The organism is Desulfovibrio ferrophilus, assembly GCF_003966735.1.
In the GTDB taxonomy this organism is placed as follows: Bacteria; Desulfobacterota; Desulfovibrionia; order Desulfovibrionales; family Desulfovibrionaceae; genus Desulfovibrio_Q; species Desulfovibrio_Q ferrophilus.
Map to the genome: position 1 here is coordinate 2662516 of NZ_AP017378.1, position 23835 is coordinate 2686350.

The window sequence follows — 23835 nt, forward strand, 5'->3', positions numbered from 1 at the left end:
GACGAGTTTCCCAGAGGAGATTCCGCTATGTCCCGTATCCTGATCATCGGCGCAGGTGGCGTTGGCCGTGTGGCCGCCCTGAAGTGCGCCCAGTTGCCCGAAGTCTTCACCGACATCATGCTGGCCAGCCGGACCAAGTCCAAGTGCGATGCCATCGCCGCCGACAGCCCGGTCCCCATGCAGACTGCTGCCGTGGACGCCGACAACGTGCCCGAGACCGTGGCCCTGATCAAACAGTTCAAGCCTGATCTGGTACTCAACGTGGCCCTGCCCTATCAGGACCTGAACATCATGGATGCCTGTCTGGAAACCGGCGTGCACTATGTGGACACCGCCAACTACGAACCCCTGGACGAAGCCAAGTTCGAGTACAAGTGGCAGTGGGCCTATCAGGACCGCTTCCGCGAGGCCGGACTGACCGCGCTTTTGGGCAGCGGGTTTGACCCGGGCGTGACCAATATCTTTACGGCCTACGCCGCCAAGCACCACTTCGACGAAATCCACGTATTGGACATCATCGACTGCAATGCGGGCGAACATGGTCAGGCCTTTGCCACCAACTTCAACCCCGAAATCAATATCCGCGAAGTCACGGCCAAGGGCCGCTATTGGGAACGGGGCGAATGGGTGGAGACCGACCCCCTGTCCTGGTCCATGAGCTATGACTTCCCCGAGGGCATTGGCCCCAAGAAGTGCTACCTCATGTACCATGAGGAGCTGGAATCCCTGGTCAACAACATCAAGGGCCTGAAACGTGCCCGATTCTGGATGACCTTCGGTGACAGCTACCTGAAGCACCTCGAGGTGCTGGGCAACGTGGGCATGACCGGCATCGCACCTGTGGATTTCCAGGGCCAGAAGATCGTGCCCATCCAGTTCCTGAAAGCCCTGCTCCCCGACCCCGGTTCCCTGGGCCCGCTGACCAAGGGCCGGACCTGCATCGGCTGCCTGATGAAGGGAATCAAGGACGGACGCGAGAAGACCGTCTATATCTATAATATCTGTGACCATGAAGAGGCCTATGCCGAGGTCGGGTCCCAGGCCATTTCCTACACCACGGGCGTCCCCGCCATGATCGGTGCGCTGATGCTGGCCACGGGCACCTGGAAGGGTGCTGGTGTCTTCAACATGGAACAATTCGACCCCGATCCGTTCATGGCTGCCCTGGATGCCCATGGCCTGCCCTGGACCGAGGTGGAGCTGTAGGATGAACGGACGCACCGAGATCCGTTTCGACCCCATGCGGGTCCCGACAACGCCCGCCTTTGTGGTGGACGAAGCGCTGCTCGTTGCCAACCTGGAGATTCTGGATCGGGTCCGGCGCGAAAGCGGGGCCAAGGTGCTGCTGGCCTTGAAGGCCTTTGCCATGCCCCGGGTCTTCGGCCTGCTCAGGCAGACTCTGGACGGGGTCTGCGCCAGCTCGCCTCACGAGGCGCGCCTGGGCCGTGAGGAATTCGGGCGCGAGGTCCACACCTTTGCTGCGGGTTACTCCGAGGCCCACGTGCGCGAACTGGCCCTGACCACGGACCATCTGGTCTTCAACTCACCCGCCCAACTGGAGCGTTTCGGACAGCTGGCTCTGGACGAAGCACAGCATGCCGGTCGGGAGTTGGAACTGGCGCTGCGCATCAACCCGGAGCATTCCGAGGGCACGGTGCCGCTCTACGACCCATGCGATCCAGGCTCACGCCTGGGCATCCGCCGGGCGGATTTCAAGCCCGATCTCATGGAGCACATCACGGGCCTGCACTTCCACACCCTGTGCGAACAGAATGCGGACAGTCTGGAACGAACTCTGGCCGCTGTGGAACGGCGTTTCGGCGAATTTCTGGGCCAAATGCGCTACGTCAATTTCGGTGGCGGGCACCATATCACCCGCCCGGATTATGACGTCGACCTGCTGGTCCGCCTGATCCGGGACTTCCGCCAGCGCTACGGAGTAGACGTCTATCTGGAACCCGGCGAAGCCGTGGCCCTGAACACGGGCTATCTGGTCACAGAGGTTCTGGATATCGTCCCTGCCGGCAAACGACCCGTGGCGATCCTGGACACGGCAGTGCCCTGCCACATGCCCGACGTCATCGAGATGCCCTATCGCCCGCATGTGGTGGGAGCAGATGAGCCAGGGATCAAGGCCCATACCTACGGCCTGGGCGGCCTGTCCTGCCTGGCCGGAGACATGGCCGGGGAGTATTCCTTTGACACCCCGCTGACTGTGGGCGATCGGCTTGTGTTCACGGACATGGCCCATTACACCATGGTCAAGACCAACACCTTCAATGGAGTGGGCCTGCCCGCCATCCACCTGCTGGGGGCAGACAGCGAAGACTTCGAGCTGGTGCGCCAGTTCGGATACAACGACTTCAAGGACCGCCTGTAGGAAGCCCTCATGAATGATGACCGCCTGATCTTCATGGAAGACGAAATCGGCAACATGCCTGCCACAGAGAGCCTGTTCCACGTCATTCCCGTGCCGTGGGAAGCCTCCGTCTCCTACGGTGGCGGCACGGCCCAGGGCCCCGAGGAAATCCTCAAGGCCTCGGACCAGCTGGAAGTCTGGGACGGTCAATCCATTCCCGCGGAAAAGGGCATCCACACCCTGGCAGCGCTGGACTGTTCTGGAGACCCCGAAGAGGTCCTGACGCGTATCGAACAGGCCACGGCAACCAGCCTCAAGGCCGGAGCCGTGCCCGTGTTGCTGGGCGGCGAGCACACCGTGACGCTGGGGGCACTGCGCGCCGTGGCCGCCACAGGGAAAAAGGTCGGAGTGATCCAATTCGACGCCCATGCCGACCTGCGCGACACCTACGAGGGCTCCCCCTACAGCCATGCCTGTGTCATGCACCGCGCCCTGGACATTGAGCTGCCACTGTTTCAGATTGGCATCCGCAGTCTGTCACCGGCCGAGGTCAAACTCCGCCAGGAGCTGACCATCCCCGGCATTGACGGACCGGACCTGCCCCTGAGCCCTCCGAAATCCCCCCTTCTGCCCGAAGATTTTCCCGAAGCCGTGTACGTCACCTTTGACGTGGATGGGCTGGACCCGTCCCTGATGCCCGCCACGGGCACCCCCGAACCGGGGGGGCTGTTCTGGCACCAGGCCATGTGGCTGCTGGACGCCATCGCCACCGAACGCACCATCATCGGCTTCGACGTGGTCGAATTGGCTCCCATCCCCGACATGCATGCCCCGCAATTCATCTGCGCCCGTCTGGCCTACAATCTGATGGGCATGATCGCCCGCCAGAGCGACAGCCAGTAGAATACTCCCTCAATTATTTTACTCATATCCTGACGTCTCCGGCTCTTCCTCGACGTCGCAACCATTGCGCCATCCATGTTTTCGCCCGTTCCACGGGAATTACAACACGTGCTTCCCAAAAGCATGGGGTCTGTGGCATTATCTCACCTATACCGGCACATCCCCTCAACAAAACGGAAGGATTATGGGACTGCTGACATCCAGTTCACTGACTCTCCGCAAAACGGCCAAGATCACCGATAAGGAATTCGAGGACCTGCGGAAATTCATCTACGACAAGACGGGAATCGATATCCCCATCAGGCGCCGTTATCTGCTCGAGAACCGTCTCGGAACGCGCCTGAAGGAGCTTAATCTTTCCAGCTTTGCGGAATACCATAACTTCCTGGTCCGTGATCCCAACAGGACCAAGGAGATGGACAAGCTCTGCGAGAAAATCACCACCAACGAAACCAGCTTCTTCCGCGACATCAAGCAGTTGAACGTCTTTCGGAACGAGATTCTGCCCGAGATGCTCAAGACACAGGAAGAAAAAGGCAAAAAGGAGCTGAATATCTGGTGCGCCGGATGCTCCTCTGGCGAAGAACCATACACCCTGGCCATAATGATTCTCGAGCAATTGGGAATGAAGGTCATTGGCTGGCGCATCAAGATATCCGCCTATGACCTGTCTCCAGCCATGCTGGCCAAATGCCGCAAGGGGACCTACGGCGAATACTCATTCAAGACCACGCCCAAGGGCATGATCCTGAAGTATTTCGAAAAGCAGCCCGACGGCATGTTCAAGGTCAGGCCCAAGGTGCAGAAGCTCGTGAGCTTCGCGCCCATCAACCTGTCCGACCGCATGGCTCTGAAGCGCGTTCCCAAGTCGCAGATTGTCTTCTGTCGTAACGTGATCATCTACTTTGACGAGACCATGAAGAAACAGGTGCTCGGATCGTTCTACGACAACCTGCTGCCCGGCGGCTATCTGTTCCTCGGACATTCGGAAAGCATCCACAAGCTGTCCACGGCCTACAGGCCGGTCATCAAGCCTGGTGGCATCTGCTATCGCAAGGACGCCTAACACTGCAGTCGACGGACACGTCATCGGAGGGACGACGTGAGCGAAATAAAGACCAATACCCTGACTCCCGGAATGGTCCTGACCAACGACATCGAGGATCGCAACGGCTATCTGTTGCTCCCTGCAGGGACACAATTGGGCGAAGGCCATATCCTGCTCCTCAAGAAGCTGGGCCTGGGGGCCGTGGAGGCTGTTCCCGAGGCCGAGGCCAAGGGCATCACCATTGTTGATCCGTACGAGGAATACATCAGAAACTTCTTCGTCTACTGCGACCCTGACAACGAAGCGATGCTCGAGATTTACCGCATCGCTGTGGCCAGAACGAAGCTGGCCGTGGAACGCGGCTGGATCATGCCCACCGAGGACGAGCGCCTGGCCAGGAACCTCGAGTTCATGAAGGATCTGTATCGTTCCGGTGAAGGAACGGCCAAGGACATCGTGGATCACGAGACGGAACTGGCAACCTTCCCGGACATCTACTTCCGGATCAAGGAAGTCCTCGACGCTCCGTCCAGCTCGGCCAACGATATCGCCCGGGTGGTCAGCACCGACGTGGGCCTGTCCGCCAAGCTTCTGAAGCTGGTCAACAGCCCCTTCTACGGCTTTGCAGACACCATCGATTCCATCGCGCACGCGGTGTCGCTGGTCGGCATCAAGGAAATCTCAACCCTGGCTCTGGGTATTTCAACCATCAATTTCTTCAAGGACATCCCGCCCGAACTGATGGACATGAAGACCTTCTGGCGGCATTCGTTATCCTGTGGCATTCTGTCACGGCTGATTGCCATGCGGGCCAAGAAGAAAGACCCGAGCATCGAACCCGACCGGCTGTTCACCGCCGGATTGCTGCATGATGTGGGGCGCCTCATCATTTTCAAAAAGCAGCCCTACGCCAGTGTTCAGGCCCTGCTCTATGCCCGCGAGAACATGCTCCCGCTGGTGGATGCCGAAGCCGAGGTTCTGGGATTTGATCACACCGAAGTGGCCAACCTGCTGCTGTCGGAGTGGAACTTCCCTGCGGCCATCACTGCGGCCATTGTCCACCACCATGATCCACAGGCTGCACAAAATCCCAAGGAGGCCGGAATCATCCAAATCGCCGACAACCTCACAAACGCAGTTGAGATTTCTGGCGGCGGGATGTACGTTCTCCCCGGTATTCAGGACAATGCTTGGGAAGGCTTGGGCTTGAATACCCGTGAACTGGTTGGAATCGTGGATCAATTCGACGAGCATATCGAGGACGTCCTCGGCGCATTCCTGTAGTGCGTCCGGGTCAGGCTGCGCCCCCTTCCCCGCGCCATCCTCGCGAGGTGGAAGAATAGATGTCGATTCGTTACGACGTTTCTTTTATAAATCCATTCTTGGGCGCTGTTATCAACGTCCTGGAAACCATGGCAATGGTGCAGGTTACACCGGGCAAGCCGTTCGTGAAAACGAACCGGGCCGCGACCGGTGATGTCACCGGCCTCATTGGCGTGACGGGTTTTGCCACTGGCACCATGGCCCTGACCATGAGTCAGGGCGCGATTCTGGGTATCGTCACCAACATGATTGGTGAGGAATACACCAAAATCAACGACGAGGTGGCTGACGCAGTCGGTGAATTAACCAACATGATCTCCGGACAAGCCCGACGCAGCCTCGCCGAAAACGGCATGACCTTCAAGGCCTCCACTCCATCGGTCATTGTGGGCAAAGGCCACCAGGTCAACCACGTGGGAGCCGGAGCCATCCTGTCCATCCCCTTTTCCACGGATGGTGGCGACTTCATCGTGGAAATCTGTTTCACAAAATCCGAAAAGATCGAGGAAGACGCCAAGGCCGCCCCCCGCGAAAAAGCTGCCAAGGCGGAGCCGAAGCCCGCTCCCGAGCCAACGCCAAAGCCTGAGCAAGCCCCAGCAGCACCGCAGGAAGACCCCGAGGACGACCTGCTGACCGATCATTTTCAGAATAAGCAGAACAGCTAGATCCACCGACTCAATTCCCGACAAATGAAGACCGGCGGGGCCGCGACACACCGTATTTCTTGAGCAGGGCATAGAGTCGCGCCCTGGACAAACCCGACATTTCAATGGCCTTCGCCACCTTCCAGCCCGCGTGGCGCATCACTTCTTCCAGATAGAATCGCTCCAGGTCAGCCAAATGACTGTCCCGAAAATCCTTGAGACTCGGAAACTCGCCGGGCTCGATGCTCCAGACCGGTGCCTGAGCTGACATCTCCTCGCCCAGCCCGGCCCGGGCCAAAGCCACCCGCACATTGGTGGGCAGGTGCCTGGACAGCAGGTTTGGCTCTCCTTCGGCTGAAGCCAGGGAATGCTCCATGGCCCCCATCAGCTCGCGGACATTGCCCGGCCAACTGTAACGGTGCAAGGCATCCAGAAAGTCCTTGGACATGCCCTTGGGTACAATGCCCATGGCTCCGCAAAAACGCTTCAGAAAATGACCGGCAAGAACCTTCACGTCTCCATCCCGATCCGCAAGGGACGGCAACGAGATGGAAAACCCCCGGATACGGAACAACAGATCTTCGCGGAACAACCCCTGACGGACCCTGTCCTCCAGGTCCCGATTTGTGGCGGCCAGCAGCCTGAAGTCACTGGTCAGCTCCTTGGAACCCCCCACAGGGCGAAAACGGTGATCCTGCAATACCCGCAAGAACGCCCTCTGCACCACCAGAGGCAATTCCCCCACTTCATCCAGGAACAGAGTGCCCCCATCGGCCTGATGCACCAGCCCTCCATAACGCCGATCAGCTCCGGTAAACGATCCCTTCTCATGGCCGAAGAGCATGGATTCCACAAGATTCTCGGGCAGGGCGGCACAGTCCACAACCACAAAAGGCCCGGCCTTGCGGCGGCTGTTGTCATGGATAGCGCGGGCCACGAGTTCCTTACCCGTGCCCGTGTCTCCGGTAATGAGGACCGCAGCGTCGCATCCTGCGCCCTGAGCCGCCCGGCGCAGGCAGGCCTTGATGGCCGAGCTTTCACCCACGACTCCGTGCTCGGCCAGTAGTTTGTGTCCGCTTTCCTTCTTGTTGCGACGGTATTCCACCGCCCGTTCCACCGGCAGCCTGATATTGTTCATGGTCGGTGGCTTGGTGATGTAGCTCCAGGCCCCAGAGCGAATGGCCATTTCCGCTCCGTCGGGATCACCCGCTCCTGTCAGGATGATCACCTCGGGTGCTCCTGGCCCTTCACGGAATCGAGGCAGGGCCTCCAGGCCATTGCCGTCGGGCAGACGCACATCCAGGATGACCAGCTCGTAGCCATTGCCGCGTGCCATTTCCAAGCCCTCGACCAGGGTTGTTGCCCCGTCCGCCGAATGCCCCATGGAGGCCAGCACCTGGCTCAGGGCATTCACAAGCATGGTGTCATCATCAACAATAAGAATATTGGCCATCAATCGCCCCCCGGTTCAATGGCATCGCGCACAGCAAGGCCCAGCGCGTTGGTGCTGTAGGGTTTCTTCAAAAACCCAATGCCCATTTCCTTGGCCTTTTCAGGATTGATCAACTCACTGAAGCCCGAGGTCAGCACCACCCGCGTTTCAGGATGTTCGCTCATGATACGCCGGGCCAGATCCAACCCCGTCATGCCGGGCATGGTCACATCCGCCAGCACCAGGGCATAGCCGTCAGGCTGTTCATGGAACAGGTCATAGGCCGCCTGCCCGCTGGCACAACACGTCACCTCATACCCCAGTAATTCAAGGGCCATGGAAGTACTCGTACGCAAGGCCGCCTCATCATCCACAAACAGGATCTGCCCACTGCCTCGCATCGAACCAACATCGGGCGCCAGGACCGATGCTGGCATAACCATGGAACTGCGCGGCAAAAGCACATGAAAGGCCGTGCCCACACCGGCCTTGCTCTCCAGGCGCACGGCCCCACCATGGCGGGCCACGATATTATGCACCACTGTCAGCCCCAGCCCCGTGCCAATACTCTTCTTGGTCGTGAAGAAGGGATCGAAGGCCCGCTCAAGATGTTCCTCGGGCATGCCCTGTCCGGTGTCCTTGACGGTCAGCATTACGTAACTCCCTACTTCGGCATCCGGGAACAACGTGCGCATGGACTGTTTCATTTCCACGGCCTGCACCGCCAGGGTCAATGTCCCTCCACTCTCGCGCATGGCATGACCCGCGTTGGTTGCCAGATTCATGATCACCTGATGGATCTGCGTGGGGTCCGCCAGAATGACGTCGTCTTCGGTTTTCACGTCATCCACAATGGCGATGGTGGCAGGCAGTGAGGGCCGCAGGAACTTGATGCACTCCTTGCAGATACTGGACAGCCGGAACAGGACGGGGTCGTCGGCTTCATGCTTGCGTGACAGGGAGAGGATCTGGTCCACCAGTTCACGAGCCCGGTTTGCTGCTTCCAGAATCTCCGAGAAGCTCAGGCGTGCCGAACTGCCCTCCGGAAGCATGGTCTGCCCCAACTCGGCATGCAGGATGATCGGTCCCAGAATATTGTTGAAATCATGAGCGATGCCTCCCGCCAAAGTGCCTATGGCTTCCATTTTCTGGGCCTGCCTGAGCTGTTTTTCCAACACGGCCACGTGGGTTACGTCACGCCAAACACTGACCCATCCCAAGGGTACTCCGAACCGTCCGCGAATGGGTGACACCGTCTTTTCCACCTGAATCACGCGCCCGTCCTTGCGGGTATTGAAGGTCCGGCCTGTCCAGGCATCTCCCTCATCCATGGCTGCCCTGATGAGCTTCAGGGATTTCTGCTGATGAATCCCCTGATACAACGTCTCCCCGGACTGCCCGCGGACCTCACTTTGGGAATAGCCGGTCATTTCCTCAAAGGCCTGGTTCACGTAGCGAATGCTGAACGTGGTATCGTAGATAACCACGGCCTCCACGGCCTGCTCAATGGCCGTGGCCATGCGTAACCGTTCATGCACGATACGCTGCTGCCCGGTGACATCGGTCACGAACACGGCAAGGGCCGTGATCTTCCCGTCCTGCTCCAGCACGGGATGAATCACCGTATCCAGCACATTGCCGGAGGTGGATACGTCCTCATAATACTGAGCCGCACCCGACTCCATGGCTCTCTTGGCCATGGCACGCCTGCGCTCTGCCGCCTCGCCAGGAAAATGGTCATAGATGCAACTGCCCACGAACTGGGGCAGAGGAATTTCGAGCCTGCGAGCTACGGCCTCGTTGGCTGCGATGATGGTTCCGTCGGGCGCAATGAGCAGCGCAAAACTGGTCGCTGTAGCCAGATTGGCCCAGTCCTCGCTTCGCGACGGATTTTCCCTCGCCTTGAACCCTGATGATTTGGAGCTCGCCATGGCGTTTCCTTCCGCTCTGAGCGGTGCCGGGAGTCCTCTAAGTGTCCACTATGGGAAGAAAATGCACCCGATGTCAACACCACGAAAATCCGAGGAAAACACTCGGAACGTCTTCCTGCACAAGACAATTCCAACCTGATCTTCCCTGTTGGAAGGCAACCCGCCGATCCTGACCCTGTGGTGCTTCTGATCTTTTCTGAAATATCCAACATTTCCAGATGGTCATACAGCTCGATAAAATCTTGTCAGACAAGACAAATCTTGTGGAGCAAGACATATTTTCCCCTGTTCCCCAAGGGGAATGAAGGAACACTTTGGCTAAAACCCCCCGAAAAGACGGACAATTCCAACGACGGGTACGCTTCTTGTTCTAGAGAGGTTGTCACGCCCGTTGCGGGCGAGGCGCAGGCAGATGCGGAGAGAATCGTGACGCGCAGGCGCTGGGACCCCAACATCAAGGCCGAAGTCGTGCTTCAGGGGATCAAGGGCACCCCGGTGTCGATCCTGTGCGAGCGCTACGGCATCTGCCCCAGCCAGTACTACAAATGGCAGGACAAGCTGACTACGGGCCTGCCCCGGCTGTTTGAAGACGGGCGCAAGGCCCGCACCCAGGCCGACCTGCGGCGCGAAAATGCGCGACTCAAGAGACTCGTCGGCGAACTGACCCTGGCTCTGGCCGAACACTCGACCAGATAACCGGGCAGCCCAAGGAGGAAGACCATGGCCAACCGAATCGGTGTCTATGTCTGTCACTGCGGAACCAACATCGCGGGCAAGGTGGACAGTGAAGGCGTGGCCGAATTCGCCCAGAGTCTGCCGGGTGTAATCATCTCCCGCGACTACAAGTTCATGTGCTCGGACCCTGGGCAGGACATGATCATCGATGACATCCGCGACTATGGCGTGAACCGGGTTGTGGTGGCATCATGTTCGCCCCGGCTGCATGAGAAGACCTTCCAGAAGGCCTGTGCCCGCGCTGGGCTGAATCCCTATTTTTTCCAGATGACCTGCATCCGGGAGCACTGCTCCTGGGTCACCGAGGATCCCGTGGAAGCCACCTTGAAGGCCAAGCATCTTGTGGCCGCAGCCGTGGCTCGAGTGAACTGGCATCAGGAACTGCATTCACGCGAAGTGCCCGTGACCCCGGACGTGATGGTGGTCGGTGGCGGCATCGCGGGCATCCAGGCCGCCCTGGACGTGGCTCGCTCGGGTCACCGGGTGCACCTGGTGGAACGTGCACCGTCCATTGGCGGGCACATGGCCCAGTTCGACAAGACATTCCCCACCCTGGACTGTGCAGCCTGTATCTCCACACCGAAGATGGTGGCCGTGGCTCAGGACCCAAACATCAACCTCATGACCTGGTCCGAAGTCACCAATGTCGAAGGCTTTGTGGGCAACTACAAGGTCACGGTCAACAAGAAGCCCCGTTATGTGGATGCGGACCTCTGCACCGGCTGTGGTCTGTGCCTGGAAAAATGTCCCACAAAGGTGGACTCAGTTTTTGAGGAAGGCATGGCCAAGCGTCGTGCCATCTATCGCAATTCCCCCCAGAGCGTACCCGGGACTCCGGTCATCGACGCCGACCACTGCCGCGTCCTGAACGGCAAGAAGTGCGGTGTCTGCCAAAAGTTCTGTCCATCCGGCGCCATTGATTTCGATCAGACCGAACAGAGCCTGGACCTGGAAGTAGGGAGCATCATCCTGGCCACGGGCTACGACGCCATGGACCCCACCCCGCTGACCCAATACGGATTCGGGCGCTACCCCGAGGTTTACACCGCCCTGCAGTTCGAACGTCTGAACAATGCCGTGGGCCCCACGGGTGGCAAGATCGTCATGAAAAACGGTCAGGCCCCGAAGAGCGTAGGCATCCTGCATTGCATCGGCAGCCGCGACGTCAACCATCATGAATACTGTTCACGGGTCTGCTGCATGTATGCCCTCAAGTACGACCATCTGCTCAAGGACAAGGTGGGGCACGACACCCAAGTCTACAATTTCTACATCGACCTCAGATGTTTTGGAAAGGGCTACGAGGAATTTCTGACCCGCGTGCAGAAGGAAGGCGTGACCTTTATCCGGGGCCGTCCCTCGGAGATCCGCCAACGCGACGACGGCAAGCTCTTGATCATTGCCGAAGACACCCTTTCTGCCCAGTTGTTGGAAGTTCCCGTGGACATGGCCATCCTTTGCACCGCCATGGAGACCCGCCACGACACCCCTGAAGTGGCCCGCATCTTCGGCGTGTCCCAAGGCCGCGACGGCTTCTTCCTGGAAGAGCATCCCAAGCTAGGGCCGGTCTCCACGGCCACGGATGGCATCTTCCTGGGGGGCAGTTGTCAGGGGCCCAAGGACATTCCTGACGCGGTCGCCCATGCCTCGGGTGCGGCGGCCCAGTCTCTGGCCATGGCCGCGCGCGGCACCGTGGAGGTCTCACCCACCACGTCCTACATCGACCCGGACATCTGCATCGGCTGCAAGGCCTGTATCGGGCTGTGCGCCTACTCGGCCATCGAATTCGACAACCGCCGGGGAGTCTCCGTGGTCAACGAGGCCATGTGCAAGGGCTGCGGCAGTTGTGCCGGGCATTGCCCCAGCGGGGCGGCCCAGATCAAACATTTTACCGAACGCCAGGTCTTCTCGGAACTGGAAGGTCTGCTGGACGAGGTTCCCGCTGTACAGGAGCCAACAGAAGCGCCCGCCGCACAGTCGTGAGGCTAACCGAAGACGACCAAGGAGAAACCCATGGGATCCTTTGAACCAACCATCGTGGCCTTTGTCTGCAACTGGTGCACCTACACCGCGGCGGACCTGGCGGGAACCTCCCGCATGGTCCAGCCGCCCAACCTGAAGCTGATCCGCATGATGTGCACCGGCATGGTGGACCCCAAGTACGTAATCAAGGCCCTGCTCGCCGGAGCCGATGCCGTACTCATCAGCGGCTGCCATCCGGGTGACTGCCACTACATCAACGGCAACTACAAGGCCCGGCGGCGGGTGAAGCTCCTGAAGGAGTTGCTGACCCAGTTCGGCATCGACGAACGCCGGGTCAAGCTGACCTGGATCGGAGCCAGCGAGGGTAACGAATTCGCCGAAACCGTCAATGATCTGGTGGCGGAAGTCCGGGCTCTGGGGCCTGGCGAAGCCAGGCAGTCAGCCATTCTCTGACCGGGAGGGAGGAATCATGGCAACCACAGCACGAATCGAAGTCGGACCCGACGGCCCCCTGCGCGCTATCCAGGGCCTGCTCGTCCAGCTTCTGGAACAGAACGAGGCAACGGCGGTGCTCACGCCCCGTCACATGCCCCTCAAGGGAACAGTCATGCCCGCCCTGATCAGCGACCCCGCCGAAATGGACCAGGCCGACCCCTTGTCCCCGGCCTTTCCGCTGAACGCAGCCAAAATGGTCTCGCGCCTGACCAAGGGCTCCGGCGGCAAACCTGTTGCCGCCGTACTCAGACCCTGCGAAATCAGGGCTTTCATCGAACTGGTCAAGCTCAACCAGGGCAGCATGGACAACGTCCTGCTCGTGGGGGTCGACTGCATGGGCGCGCTGACCAATATCGACAATCAGCAATACTCCACCCAGGGCGAACCCAAGGCCATGAGCGAGCTGTTCATGCGCCAGGCCCTGGAGGGCCAGACCGAGATGAGCGGGTTCACCGTGGCCAAGGCCTGCCAGGCCTGCGAACACCCCGTGCCCGAAGGCGCGGACCTAATCCTGGGCCTGTTCGGATCGGACCCGGGCAAGGAAATCCAACTTATCGCGAACACCGCTCGCGGGGAGGGCATCCTGACCCGCATGAACTACTCCGACGCGCCGATCAACGGTGCGCGCGACAAGGCCATCAGCCAGGCCATCGCCAAGCGCGAGGCCTTCCGCGACGCCATGTTCGAAGTCACACGCGCAGCCACGGACACCCTGTCCGGACTGGCCGAACACCTGTCGTCCTGCATCAATTGCTACAACTGCCGGGCGGCCTGCCCTGTCTGTTACTGCAAGGAATGCGTCTTCCTGACCGATGTCTTCGACTACAAGCCCGATCAGTACATCGGCTGGGCCGAGAAGCACGGCTCCCTGAAGATGCCCACGGACACGGTCTTCTTCCATCTGACACGGCTGGCGCACATGAGCACCTCGTGCGTGGGTTGTGGGCAATGCTCCAATGCCTGCCCCAACAACGTGCCAGTAATGGAGTTGTTCCGCACCGTATCCCACAAGACGCAACAGGCCTTTGGCTATATGCCGGGCATGAACCCGGACGAAGCTCCGCCCATGACCGTGTTCCGCGAGGATGAATTCGCAGAAGTCACAGGTGGATCGCACTAAAGGATAGAACCCCAGGGGGGGCACCATGAACAGGAAGCACTATGCAGCATTGGTGGTCGGCGCGGGCATCGCGGGGATTCGCTCCGCGCTGGATCTGGCCGAATCCGGGCACAAGGTGGCACTCATCGACAAGCGCCCCGGCATCGGCGGCATCCTGACGCAGCTGGATCATCAGTTTCCCAGCGACCATTGCGGTATGTGCAAGATGCTGCCCCTGACCAGCCGGGATTCCTCCAGCCAGTTCTGCATGCGCAAGGGGCTGTTCCACAAGAACATCGATATTCTTACCGGAACCGAACTGGCCTCGCTGACCGGTGACCCCGGAAAGTTCCGGGCAACCCTCAAGCAGCATTCCTCCTTTGTTAACCCCGAGCGCTGCATCAGTTGCGGTGAATGCGCCAAGGTCTGCCCGGTCTCCGTACCCAGCGAATTCAACGCGGGACTCTCTCAGCGCACGGCCATCCATCTGCCCGTGCCCCACGCCATCCCCAACCACTACGTGGTGGACCTGGAACGCTGCACCCGCTGCCGGGCCTGCTTCGAGGCCTGCCCCACCGGGGCCGTGGACTTCAAGGACGACGCTCGCCCGGATTTCAACGTCCTGGCTGCTGCAGGTAAGAGCATCGGCCAGCAACTGACAGGCTGGTGCGACAAGCTGCATCTGCCTGCTTCCCTGGCTGAAACAACCGACAAGGCCCGTGAACTGTTGGAAAGCACACCCATGCGGCTCTTGCTGTTGGACCTGACCACCCCGGATATCGACCACGAAAAGGTCATGCGCCGCGGACTGGAACTCTACCCGGATCTGCGGGTCATTCTGATCATCGATCCCGACCAGCAGGACCTGGCCGAGCGTCTGTTGGATGAAGGGGCACGTGACTATCTGGTCACCCCTCTTGCCGCACAGGTCAAACGTTGGCTGGACAAGATCTACATCCGCATGATGTCCGACAACAGGCATGAGCTGGAGGTGGGGTCCGTGGTCCTGGCGGGCGGATTCGAATGCTTCGATCCGGCCGAGGGAGGACAGCTCTGGGGCTACGGAACCATACCCGGCGTGATGACCGCCGTGGAATTCGAGCGCCTGTGCTCGGGCACCGGCCCTTCGGGCGGACAACTGTTGCGACCGGATGGAAAGCCCGCCCGCAAGATTGGCTGGTTGCAATGCGTGGGTAGCCGTGACGTGAATCGCAACGCGGATTTCTGCTCGTCCATCTGCTGCATGTTCGCCATCAAGGAGGCCATGCTGGCCAAGCGCATGAGCAAAGGCGAGGCCGAAACCACCATCTTCTACATGGATATGCGCACCTACGGAAAGGATTTTCAGCGCTACCGGGACCGTGCCGAACAGGAACAGGGCGTGCGCTTCATACGCACCCGCCTGCATTCCATTGAGGCCGACCCGAATGTGGACGGCGTGCCCGTGCGCTATGTGGATGACAAGGGCGAACTGCAAACCGAAGTCTTCGATCTGTTCGTGCTTTCCACCGGGGCCAGACCCCCGGCAAAGATGGCCGAACTGGCCGAGGCTGCGGACATCGAAACCCTGGACACCGGCTTTGCCCTGACCGGCGAATTCCAGCCCGCGCGCACCTCGCGCCTGGGTGTATTTGCCGCCGGCGCCTTTGGTCAGCCCAAGGACATTGCCGACTCCGTCATCCAGGCCGGAGCTGCATCTCTGGGCGCTGCCAGAACCTACAAGATTCACTCCCCCCCGCGTGAGGAACAGCCCGAGCCCATTCCCGAATATCGGGATGTCACGCGAGAGGAGCCCAGGATGCTCATCGCCCTGTGCACGGACTGCCCGACTCTGACGGCCAATGTGGATATGGAATCCCTGGCTACCAAGCTGGGAGGGCTGTCCACGGTGGTCCATGTGGCTTCCATCAGCAACGCCTGTGGCGGCGCTGGCTGGGGTGAAATCCAAACTCTGGCCGAAAAGCATCTGCCCAACCGCATCCTGATCGGGGCCTGCATGCCCTACGCCTATGTCCCCCGACTGCGGGAGCTGGGCGCACGCATCGCCCTTGATCCGGCCTTCATGGACGTGGTGGATATCTACACCCCGACCTTCCCCGGAGCCATGGAGTCCGGCGACGCTCTGGAGCGCGAGGTTTACACCTCCCTGACCATGGCCGCCGTTCGCCTGGCCGATGCCGACCCCTCGCCCCTGCTCGGCAAGTCACCCGTGGTGCCGCGGGCCCTGATTGTGGGCGGCGGATTGGGTGGCATGACCTCGGCCATGGCTCTGGCGGACCAGGACTACGAAGTCTGTCTGGTGGAACGCACTGAACATCTGGGCGGTCTAGCCATGAACGTCCACTCCACTCTTGGCGGCGGCGATGCCCGCGGCTTCATGGAAGACCTGGTGGATCAGGTGGAGCGACACCCCAACATCAAGACCTTCATGAACTCACGCATCATGCTCTCCATGGGCCGGGCCGGACGCTTCATGAGCGCCGTGGCCGCAGACGAGGGCACAGCCGTGACCCTGGAACACGGGGTCACCATCCTGGCCACGGGCGGACGAGAGGTCATGCCCGATTCCTACGGCTACCGGGTGCACAAGACCGTGCTCAGACAGAGCGAATTGGAGGCCGGACTGAACGATGGTTCCTTGGACACTGGGGCACTCTCGGGTGTGGCCATGATCCAGTGCGTTGAATCACGCGAGGAACCTCGCAACTATTGCTCGCGAGTCTGTTGTGCCTCGGCACTGAAGAACGCCTTGACCCTCAAGGAACGCAACCCGGATCTGCCGGTCTACGTCTTCTACCGCGACATCATGAGCTACGGCTTTACCGAACGCTTCTTCACCGAGGCCCGCAAGAAGGGCGTGATCTTCATCCGCTACGAGCCCACGGACAAGCCCCGGGTGACTTTCGATGACGAGCATCGACCCACAATCACGGCAACGGACCCCATCCTCGGGCGCGATATCGCCATCACCACGGACCTGCTGGTGCTCTCCGTGGGCATTGACCCCGCCGGCACAGAAAACATGTCTGAGATCTTCAGTGTGGAACGCAATCGCGACGGATTCTTCCAGGAAGCCGAATCCAAGTGGCGCCCCGTGGAGTTCCTGCGCCAAGGCATCTTCCTGTGCGGGGTCTGTTCCAGCCCGCGCAACATGTCCGAAACCATTGCCTCGGCCAAGGCCGCTGCCAGTCGCGCCATGCGCATCCTCTCGCAGGAGACCGTTATCGGGGGGCGCATCAAGGCCGAGGTTCGCGCCAGCCTGTGCTCCACCTGCGGACGCTGTGTGCCCGCCTGCCCCTACGGAGCGAGATCTCTGGACCTTGAAGCAGGAGTGGCCGTGGTGGATGAACTGCTCTGCCAGGGCTGTGGCTCATGCGCAGCAGTCTGTCCTAACAGCGCAAGTGTACTCACCGGATTCAAGGACGGTCAGGTCATGCGTGAAATCGACGCGGCCCTGTCCGCCCTGAACTGAGACCCAGGAGGCAAACCATGACCCGGACAGCGATCCCCGTCACTCACCAGGCCGACAGCGACATTGCCCCGGTGCGCGAAATGGTGAGCGCCTGCATGCAATGCGGGACGTGCAGTGCATCGTGCCCCAATGCCGAGGCCATGGACATGACGCCCCGACGCATGTGGCGCCTGACACTGCTGGGCCAGCAGGACAAGGTCTTCGACAGCACAACCTTCTGGATGTGTTCCAACTGCTACTCGTGCAGCCTGCGCTGCCCGCGCGGTCTGCCTCTGACCCGAGCCATGAACGCCTTAAAGCGCATCGCAGCCCAACACGGTGATAAGGGCCTGGCCCGCAAGGGAGCCTTCTACCACACGTTCATGGACAATGTGCGGCGCCACGGACGAGTCCAGGAAACCGAGCTGATGCAACGCTGGATGATGACCATGAAGAGCCCCGCCCTGGCCCTGCAATTCGCACCTCTGGGCCTGAAGCTGATGGGCAAGGGCAAGGTGCACCTGACCGCCCCGGCATCATCCCAGGAAGGCAGACTGGAGCCATTGTTCCAAAAGGCCGCCGAAATGGAGGGCCGCCATGAGTAACGACACCGCGCAGGCCAGCCCTGCAACCATGAAGAAACAGATCAAGTACGCCTATTATCCCGGCTGCTCACTCACGGGCACGGCCGTGGAGTTCGACGTCAGCACACGCGCCTTGCTGGCGCGCCTGGGCGCAGACGTGCAGGACATCCCCGACTGGACCTGCTGTGGAGCCAGTGCCGGGCAGGCCGTTGATGAACTGCTGGCCTTTGCCCTGCCCGCCCGCAATCTGGCCCTGGCCGAACGTGATCTGGCCGGGCGTGATGTGCTGGCACCGTGCAGCGCCTGTTATCTGAACCTACTGGCCGCTCGTGAGGAGGCCCGTGCAGACCGCTCCCTGTATTCTCGCATCGAAGAAGTGCTCTCCGCAGAGAACCTGCCCTGGGATAACTTTGCCGAAGTCCGTCACCTGCTGGACGTGTTGGCCTTTGACGCAGGCCCCGAATCCATTGCCGGTCAGGTCAGCCACTCTCTGGAAGGATTCAGCATCGCGCCCTACTACGGCTGCCAGACACTGCGCCCCTATGCCCAGTTCGACGACCCGGAACGCCCCGTAACCATGGAGCCTCTGCTCGAAGCCACGGGCGCAACGGTCCATGTCTGGAGCAAGGGCGCACGCTGCTGCGGAGCCTCGCTGGCCACTACACACCGTGCTGCAGCCCTGCCACGCATCCAGGAAATTCTGCAAGCCGCCGATGGCGCGGACGCCATCGTCACGGTCTGCCCCATGTGTCAGATGAATCTGGAGAGCTTCCAAAAGCAGGCCGGGATCAGCGACCCCGTGACCATTCTCTATCTGCCCCAATTGTTGGGGTTGGCCATGGGCCTGTCCCAAAAGGAACTCAACATCGACAAGAACCTGTCCGTGACAGGCGGGTTCATCCAGAAGTTTACGGCCGGGCCGCCACCGCCCGCGCCCGAAGAGGAAGGAATCGCGACCGGCGAGGCCGGCTGACCGCGAATCCCTGCCCTACGGGGCGGCCTGCCGGAGGGGATGCGCACCCAACCGGCGGGTCATCACAGCCCGGACTGTCCGGGTAGCGGCCGAGGAAAACCCTGAGCAAAGGGGGTACGACATGTTCAAGGACATCATCTTAGCAGTAACTCCGTCCGAAGTGTGCCAGTGCGCGGCCGACGCGGGCTTCGCGTTCGCCAAGAAGCACGAATCCAACCTGGCCATGATCCATGTCTGCGGACTGCCGTCCCATGGTTGGGGATCCATCGAACACATGATGCCGTCCGGCGAGGTGGATAAGATCAAGGCCGGCGTGGAAAAGCATTATGCCAAGCACCTGGCTGAGCATGAGAATTGTCAGGTCACGGTCGTTCCAGGCATTCCGCACTCCGAGATCCTGCGTCTGGCGCGCAAGAAGAATGCGGACCTCATCGTCATGGGCTGCTGCACCAAGGACGACCTGCACCGCCGTGCCAAGATGTGGGGTGTGGCCGGCTCAAACATCGAACGCGTCACCCAGAAGGCGCGCTGCCCAGTGATGATCGTGGCCCGCGAGGTGCCCGAGGAACGGATGCAGTTCGACAGCATTGTTGTCGCCACCGACTTCTCGTTCCAGGCCGAATGCGCCATAGGCTACGGCGGTCAGCTGGCCCGCCAGTACAAGGCCGCCCTGCACATCTTCACCGTTCTGGACATCCCGCAGGGACATGATGCGCCCTCGCAGGAGGAGATCGAGGAAGGCATCGCCGCGGCCAAGGCCCGTATGGAAAAGGAATTCGGTCCGCGCCTGGAAGGTATCCGTGAGGTCAGTTACGAATGTTGGGAGGGCGTGCCCAGCATGGAGATCCTGAAGTACGCCCGCATGCAGAAGGCGGACCTGATCCTGATGGCCCACCACAGCAAGGAAAAGGACCCCGAGGAAGCCTACCTCGGTTCCACTGTGGCCCAGGTGGCGCTCAACGCCAGCTGTCCCACCATAAGTATCAACCGCCACTTCGACCTGCGCTGCGGCCTGTTCTATGACCAATCCGGGGCCGTGACCAGCGAGGAACCGGCCAAGGAAACTGCAAGCTGACCCCTGAAGACAGCGCTTCAACATGACCCCAAACCCCGGGTCCGGCCAACCAGCCGGGCCCGGATTATTGTTGCGCGCCCCACAGCCAATCAGGATTTCAGGAGATTTTTTCGGCCTTGACCAGTGGCCCTTTTTGCCTCCAGAATAGAGATGGCGCGCACACCCCGGCGCGCTTCCGGGTCGGGATTCGGACCACCGATCCCCGGCGCATGAGACGAACAATCCTGCATGGGGCATCCAGTTGCACGGATGCCGCCTGAGTACTTCGCTCACGAGGCGGCACAGCACCTCAGCATCAGTTCCTCTCCGCCCATACGACCACGTTTGATCGCATCCGCCTTGTGCGTTGCGGTGTGCCCTGTACTCCAGAGGCCCCGCACCAAGGTGGAAATTCGCCTGTTTTGGAGAGCTGTATGTACCTCGTTGAAGCCAAGGCCAGAATCGACAATCCCGACGCCATCCGTGAAGTCCTGTTGGCTGGCGGAGCGGTGCTTGAGGACAAGAACCGCCACACTGACATCTATTTCCGCACACCCATGGGCCGCTTCAAACTACGCGAAGGCGAACGCGGTTCATGTCTGATGTACAGGGAGCATCCCCGCAAAGACATGCAGGCCCTGGTGCGCTACGACATCGAACCCATCGCTGGTGCCGCACGCGTGGGGGCCATGCTTGCCATGGTCGGAAGGCGCAAGGTGATGCTCAAGAACCGCGAGGTCTACGCCTTTGACCGGGCCACGGTGCATCTGGATAATATCCACGGCCTTGGGTCATTTCTGGAGATCGAGGTCCGGGTGTCCGATCCGGCCAAGGCGGGAGAGTACGCGTTGTTATGTCGTGATTGCATGCGGCGCCTTGGCCTGGACCCGGCGAGTTTCGAGACGGCAGGGTACGATGAACTGTTGACGAGAGCTGCTTAGGCAATCCCAAAACAGCAATCTGCTTCGTTGCTGCCAAGAAGTAAAATCCTCTTTCAAACGAAAAAAGGGCTCCCAGGAGCCCTTTTTTTCATTTCTTGAATTCCTGCCTATCGGCTCACGCTTCCGCGCTGGCTGATCCACACCCCCAGAAACACACACCCCGCACCCGCCAGTTGCATGGTATTCAGGGCCTCGCCAAGGAAGATCCAGCCCATGCCCACGGCCACCACGGGCACAAGGTTGATGTAGGCCGAGGCCTGACTGGCCCGCAGCCGGGTGATGGCCCAGTTGTATAGCCCAAAGGCCCCCAGTGATGCTCCCGCGCCCATGAACAGTACCGCCAGCACCGTGGGCAGGGTCAGACTCCCGGCAACGGCCAGCAGGCTCGGCACTCCGGGCAGGAAGAACAGCGCTCCGGCTACGATTTGCAGGGCCGTTATGGTCCAGGGTCCATAGCGTGTGCTCAGGCTCTTCATAAGCAGCATATAACCCGCTGCACAGATCATGGCTCCCAGCTCCAACACATTGCCCAGCAGGGGGTTGGGAGCGTCCTGAGCCGGGGTTCCGGCCAGGGTCAACCAGACCACCCCGCACACCGACAGCACCAACCCCATCCATGTTCCGCGCGACACGGCCTCAGCCAGGAACAGACGCGCTCCAGCAGCCACCAGCAGCGGCACCGATGCCGAGACAACCCCGGCCTGAGCCGAAGTCGTGTAGGTCAGGGCGTGGGATTCCAGATAAAAATACAGACAGGGCATGAGCAATACCAAAGGCGTGAGCAGCTTCCAGTCTCCACGCCCATAATTGCGCGGAATGAGTCGCCCGACAAAAGGAGCCAGGCAGATCAGGGCAACCATCATCCTGGCCCACATCATGGCCCAGGGATCCAGCGCGCGCCCGGCGATCTTCATGGCCGAAAACGAGCCGCCCCACAAAAACACGGCGGCGACAATGGCCACCACAGGCAGCCAGCGGGACAGGGCTGGGGACTCCCCGGCAAGAGCCAGTCGGCCCAGAGACAATGTGCGTGCAACCTCTCTCATTATGATCCTCCAAGGCCCCCGTTCTATGCCAACGCCGGAAGCAGGTATTGGAAGATGTTGCACGCGCGAAGGGGGGAGAAGGATGAAAACGCTGGGGAGCAGAATCGAGGCGATCCCCACTTTTCAAGGCTTTCTGGAGAGGGCGTTCAAAAATGGTCGGATGCTAGGAACAAGATTTTTCCGGGCTCGACGCGTATATGGACATACGCGAGAGTTTGAACTTTTTGCAGCACACCTAGGGTGTAAGTGATTTGTACGGCCTACAGCTCACTCAACACCGCAGATGATGCTTTTTGAGCGACCTATGTCAGGAGGCCAGGTATTGCCCCGGAGTCGCGCCCACGAAGCGGCGGAAGGCATTGGTGAAATGGCTCTGGTCCGAGAAGCCTGCGTCCAGGGCGGCGTCCGAGATGGAGGCACCCGACAGCAGCAGACCCTTGGCGCAATCGATGCGCATCTGGGTGTGGAAGGCGTGAGGCGACAGGCCGGTTTCGCCTTTGAACACACGCAGCAGATAGAAACGGGACAACCCGGCATGGGCGGCCAACTCGTCCAAAGAGACTTTTTCCGCCAGCCTGGCCCGCAGGTATTCCTTGACCAGGCGCACAGCCCGGTGCTCGTGGCCCTTGCGCGAGACGGCTGCTCCGCGAACATTGCCCCAGACAGCCAGCATGCGCGAAAAGGCACCGACCATGGCGGAATCCTTTTCCAGGCCTTCGGCCCCGTTTGCCACCAGCAGACACAAGCGGTGCAACATGGCGTGCAGCGCAGGGTCTGGGGCCACCCAATGGGGAAACTCGGGGGCGGCTCCGTCACGGCCACACAAATCCCGCGCCACCCGGCGCATCCAGACCGGATCAACATAAAGCATGCGGTAGGAGATGCAGCCATCATAGGCGGGCATCCCCGCATGGACCTGACCGGGATTGATGAGTGCCACCTGTCCGCTGGTCACGCACGTACCGTCACGACCATTGCCCGCACAGAAACTGGCCCCCTTATCCATGACCGCAATGGCATAGTGGTCATGGGAATGATTGGGGAAGACATGGGCGCTCTCGCGGACCTCGGCGACCTCCAGGCCGGGCAGGTCCTCGTCGCGCCAGAAATGGACATTCAACAGGGGTTTCATGGGACAGTCCTCGTCTATGACCCATGCATACTACGCCCGTCCACACAGCTCTTGCAAGATATTGCCCTGGGTCAGGCCACAAGCTGCGGACGAATCAGGGACACCGCCAGAGACCACATGACCAGACAGACCAATCCGTCCAGCACACGCCAGGCCATGGGCCGCGCAAAGACCGGGGCCAGCATGCGCCCGCCCAGGCTCAAACCACTGAACCAGATAATCGAGGCCGTGATGGCCCCTGCCCCGAACAAGGTCCGGGCATCCTGACTGAACTGCCCGCTGACACTGCCCAGAAGCACCACGGTATCCAGATAAAAATGTGGATTCAGCAGGGTTACGGCCAAGAGTGCAATCAACGTCGCACGTAGCGAACCGGCTCCATCGCCCCGGGCCTCCAACGTGCCGCCCCTGAGCGCAGAACGAAAGGCGCCCCACCCGTACCAGAGCAAAAACAAGCCCCCGCCCCAGGCAGCCAGGGAGGTCAGTGTCGGATTGGCAGCCACGGCAGCCCCCACTCCGGTCACGCCGAGACTGATGAAAATCATATCGCACAGGCAACAGACCAGCGTGATGGCCAGGGTATGATTACGGCGCACGGCCTGGGTCAGTACAAATGCATTCTGGGCTCCGATGGCCACGATCAACCCGCCACCCATGCCCATACCCTGAATAAACGGTGAAACCATTGCAGTGCTCCCTTTG

Annotated in this window: 20 protein-coding genes; 15 read left to right on the forward strand and 5 right to left on the reverse strand. The window is 60.6% G+C overall.

What is annotated here, in order from left to right; translation table 11 throughout:
- Nucleotides 1–27 precede the first annotated feature (27 nt).
- From EL361_RS12345 to EL361_RS12370, 6 genes are all read left to right on the forward strand, one after another.
- On the forward strand, nucleotides 28–1206 hold the full coding sequence (locus EL361_RS12345; RefSeq protein ID WP_126379979.1) for a saccharopine dehydrogenase family protein: 1179 nt from the start codon (nucleotides 28–30) through the stop codon (nucleotides 1204–1206).
- A 1-nt stretch (nucleotide 1207) separates the two neighbouring features.
- The gene (gene nspC, locus EL361_RS12350; RefSeq protein WP_126379981.1) at nucleotides 1208–2380 is read left to right on the forward strand and encodes a carboxynorspermidine decarboxylase; all 1173 of its coding nucleotides are present in this window, start codon (nucleotides 1208–1210) and stop codon (nucleotides 2378–2380) included.
- 9 nt (nucleotides 2381–2389) lie between these two features.
- Entirely contained in the window at nucleotides 2390–3262 is an 873-nt protein-coding gene (gene speB, locus EL361_RS12355) for an agmatinase (RefSeq protein WP_126379983.1), read from the forward strand.
- A gap of 184 nt (nucleotides 3263–3446) precedes the next feature.
- Complete coding sequence (locus EL361_RS12360; protein ID WP_126379985.1) at nucleotides 3447–4328, forward strand: CheR family methyltransferase; 882 nt, start codon at nucleotides 3447–3449, stop codon at nucleotides 4326–4328.
- Between the two features lie 36 nt (nucleotides 4329–4364).
- Nucleotides 4365–5594, forward strand: a complete 1230-nt coding sequence (locus EL361_RS12365; RefSeq protein WP_232034774.1) for an HDOD domain-containing protein — start codon at nucleotides 4365–4367, stop codon at nucleotides 5592–5594.
- Between the two features lie 59 nt (nucleotides 5595–5653).
- A complete protein-coding gene (locus EL361_RS12370; protein WP_126379987.1) occupies nucleotides 5654–6298 on the forward strand; it encodes a chemotaxis protein CheX in 645 nt (214 codons plus the stop codon).
- 10 nt (nucleotides 6299–6308) lie between these two features.
- Here the strand turns inward: EL361_RS12370 and EL361_RS12375 are convergent, their stop codons facing one another.
- Entirely contained in the window at nucleotides 6309–7730 is a 1422-nt protein-coding gene (locus tag EL361_RS12375; protein ID WP_126379988.1) for a sigma-54-dependent transcriptional regulator, read from the reverse strand.
- Complete coding sequence (locus EL361_RS12380; protein ID WP_126379990.1) at nucleotides 7730–9640, reverse strand: hybrid sensor histidine kinase/response regulator; 1911 nt, start codon at nucleotides 9638–9640, stop codon at nucleotides 7730–7732. The genes EL361_RS12375 and EL361_RS12380 overlap by 1 nt, the downstream gene beginning before the upstream one ends.
- 426 nt (nucleotides 9641–10066) lie before the next feature.
- On the opposite strand from EL361_RS12380, the gene EL361_RS17105 reads away from it, so the two are divergent.
- The 9 genes from EL361_RS17105 (at nucleotide 10067) to EL361_RS12425 (ending at nucleotide 20955) form a co-directional block, all read left to right on the forward strand.
- The gene (locus tag EL361_RS17105; RefSeq protein ID WP_172961736.1) at nucleotides 10067–10336 is read left to right on the forward strand and encodes a transposase; all 270 of its coding nucleotides are present in this window, start codon (nucleotides 10067–10069) and stop codon (nucleotides 10334–10336) included.
- 24 nt (nucleotides 10337–10360) lie between these two features.
- Nucleotides 10361–12358: a CoB--CoM heterodisulfide reductase iron-sulfur subunit A family protein gene (locus tag EL361_RS12390; RefSeq protein WP_126379993.1), complete on the forward strand. Its 1998-nt coding sequence runs from the start codon at nucleotides 10361–10363 to the stop codon at nucleotides 12356–12358.
- A gap of 30 nt (nucleotides 12359–12388) precedes the next feature.
- Nucleotides 12389–12811, forward strand: a complete 423-nt coding sequence (locus tag EL361_RS12395; RefSeq protein WP_126379995.1) for a hydrogenase iron-sulfur subunit — start codon at nucleotides 12389–12391, stop codon at nucleotides 12809–12811.
- Nucleotides 12812–12827: 16 nt separating this feature from the next.
- Complete coding sequence (locus tag EL361_RS12400; RefSeq protein WP_126379998.1) at nucleotides 12828–13973, forward strand: Coenzyme F420 hydrogenase/dehydrogenase, beta subunit C-terminal domain; 1146 nt, start codon at nucleotides 12828–12830, stop codon at nucleotides 13971–13973.
- 25 nt (nucleotides 13974–13998) lie between these two features.
- Nucleotides 13999–17424 (forward strand): FAD-dependent oxidoreductase, encoded by a 3426-nt coding sequence (locus tag EL361_RS12405; RefSeq protein WP_126380000.1) that lies wholly within the window; start codon nucleotides 13999–14001, stop codon nucleotides 17422–17424.
- Nucleotides 17425–17441: 17 nt separating this feature from the next.
- Nucleotides 17442–18008, forward strand: a complete 567-nt coding sequence (locus EL361_RS12410) for a 4Fe-4S dicluster domain-containing protein (protein ID WP_126380002.1) — start codon at nucleotides 17442–17444, stop codon at nucleotides 18006–18008.
- Entirely contained in the window at nucleotides 18001–18960 is a 960-nt protein-coding gene (locus EL361_RS12415) for a CoB--CoM heterodisulfide reductase iron-sulfur subunit B family protein (RefSeq protein ID WP_232034775.1), read from the forward strand. Before EL361_RS12410 ends, EL361_RS12415 begins: the two co-directional genes overlap by 8 nt.
- Before the next feature lie 121 nt (nucleotides 18961–19081).
- Nucleotides 19082–20035 (forward strand): universal stress protein, encoded by a 954-nt coding sequence (locus tag EL361_RS12420; protein WP_126380004.1) that lies wholly within the window; start codon nucleotides 19082–19084, stop codon nucleotides 20033–20035.
- A gap of 413 nt (nucleotides 20036–20448) precedes the next feature.
- Nucleotides 20449–20955 carry a class IV adenylate cyclase gene (locus tag EL361_RS12425; protein WP_126380005.1) on the forward strand — a complete coding sequence of 169 codons (507 nt, stop codon included), beginning with the start codon at nucleotides 20449–20451 and terminating at the stop codon, nucleotides 20953–20955.
- A gap of 107 nt (nucleotides 20956–21062) precedes the next feature.
- Here EL361_RS12425 and EL361_RS12430 read toward each other — a convergent pair whose 3' ends face one another.
- The 3 genes from EL361_RS12430 to EL361_RS12440 all read right to left on the reverse strand — a co-directional run bounded on the left by EL361_RS12430 (nucleotide 21063) and on the right by EL361_RS12440 (nucleotide 23819).
- Complete coding sequence (locus tag EL361_RS12430) at nucleotides 21063–22001, reverse strand: DMT family transporter (RefSeq protein WP_126380006.1); 939 nt, start codon at nucleotides 21999–22001, stop codon at nucleotides 21063–21065.
- 307 nt (nucleotides 22002–22308) lie between these two features.
- Nucleotides 22309–23133, reverse strand: coding sequence for an AraC family transcriptional regulator (locus EL361_RS12435; RefSeq protein WP_126380007.1), 825 nt, complete (start codon nucleotides 23131–23133; stop codon nucleotides 22309–22311).
- A 71-nt stretch (nucleotides 23134–23204) separates the two neighbouring features.
- Nucleotides 23205–23819: a LysE/ArgO family amino acid transporter gene (locus EL361_RS12440; RefSeq protein ID WP_126380008.1), complete on the reverse strand. Its 615-nt coding sequence runs from the start codon at nucleotides 23817–23819 to the stop codon at nucleotides 23205–23207.
- Nucleotides 23820–23835 lie beyond the last annotated feature (16 nt).

What these genes read in the sequence shown, in the direction of transcription:
- EL361_RS12435 (WP_126380007.1), bottom strand. Translation starts at nt 23,133, where the DNA reads ATGAAACCCCTGTTGAATGTCCATTTCTGGCGCGACGAGGACCTGCCC.
- EL361_RS12345 (WP_126379979.1), top strand. Translation starts at nt 28, where the DNA reads ATGTCCCGTATCCTGATCATCGGCGCAGGTGGCGTTGGCCGTGTGGCC.
- EL361_RS12375 (WP_126379988.1), bottom strand. Translation starts at nt 7,730, where the DNA reads ATGGCCAATATTCTTATTGTTGATGATGACACCATGCTTGTGAATGCC.
- EL361_RS12380 (WP_126379990.1), bottom strand. Translation starts at nt 9,640, where the DNA reads ATGGCGAGCTCCAAATCATCAGGGTTCAAGGCGAGGGAAAATCCGTCG.
- EL361_RS12415 (WP_232034775.1), top strand. Translation starts at nt 18,001, where the DNA reads ATGAGTAACGACACCGCGCAGGCCAGCCCTGCAACCATGAAGAAACAG.
- nspC (WP_126379981.1), top strand. Translation starts at nt 1,208, where the DNA reads ATGAACGGACGCACCGAGATCCGTTTCGACCCCATGCGGGTCCCGACA.
- EL361_RS12390 (WP_126379993.1), top strand. Translation starts at nt 10,361, where the DNA reads ATGGCCAACCGAATCGGTGTCTATGTCTGTCACTGCGGAACCAACATC.
- EL361_RS12425 (WP_126380005.1), top strand. Translation starts at nt 20,449, where the DNA reads ATGTACCTCGTTGAAGCCAAGGCCAGAATCGACAATCCCGACGCCATC.
- EL361_RS12360 (WP_126379985.1), top strand. Translation starts at nt 3,447, where the DNA reads ATGGGACTGCTGACATCCAGTTCACTGACTCTCCGCAAAACGGCCAAG.
- EL361_RS12400 (WP_126379998.1), top strand. Translation starts at nt 12,828, where the DNA reads ATGGCAACCACAGCACGAATCGAAGTCGGACCCGACGGCCCCCTGCGC.
- EL361_RS12405 (WP_126380000.1), top strand. Translation starts at nt 13,999, where the DNA reads ATGAACAGGAAGCACTATGCAGCATTGGTGGTCGGCGCGGGCATCGCG.
- EL361_RS12395 (WP_126379995.1), top strand. Translation starts at nt 12,389, where the DNA reads ATGGGATCCTTTGAACCAACCATCGTGGCCTTTGTCTGCAACTGGTGC.
- EL361_RS12410 (WP_126380002.1), top strand. Translation starts at nt 17,442, where the DNA reads ATGACCCGGACAGCGATCCCCGTCACTCACCAGGCCGACAGCGACATT.
- EL361_RS12420 (WP_126380004.1), top strand. Translation starts at nt 19,082, where the DNA reads ATGTTCAAGGACATCATCTTAGCAGTAACTCCGTCCGAAGTGTGCCAG.
- speB (WP_126379983.1), top strand. Translation starts at nt 2,390, where the DNA reads ATGAATGATGACCGCCTGATCTTCATGGAAGACGAAATCGGCAACATG.
- EL361_RS12370 (WP_126379987.1), top strand. Translation starts at nt 5,654, where the DNA reads ATGTCGATTCGTTACGACGTTTCTTTTATAAATCCATTCTTGGGCGCT.
- EL361_RS12430 (WP_126380006.1), bottom strand. Translation starts at nt 22,001, where the DNA reads ATGAGAGAGGTTGCACGCACATTGTCTCTGGGCCGACTGGCTCTTGCC.
- EL361_RS12440 (WP_126380008.1), bottom strand. Translation starts at nt 23,819, where the DNA reads ATGGTTTCACCGTTTATTCAGGGTATGGGCATGGGTGGCGGGTTGATC.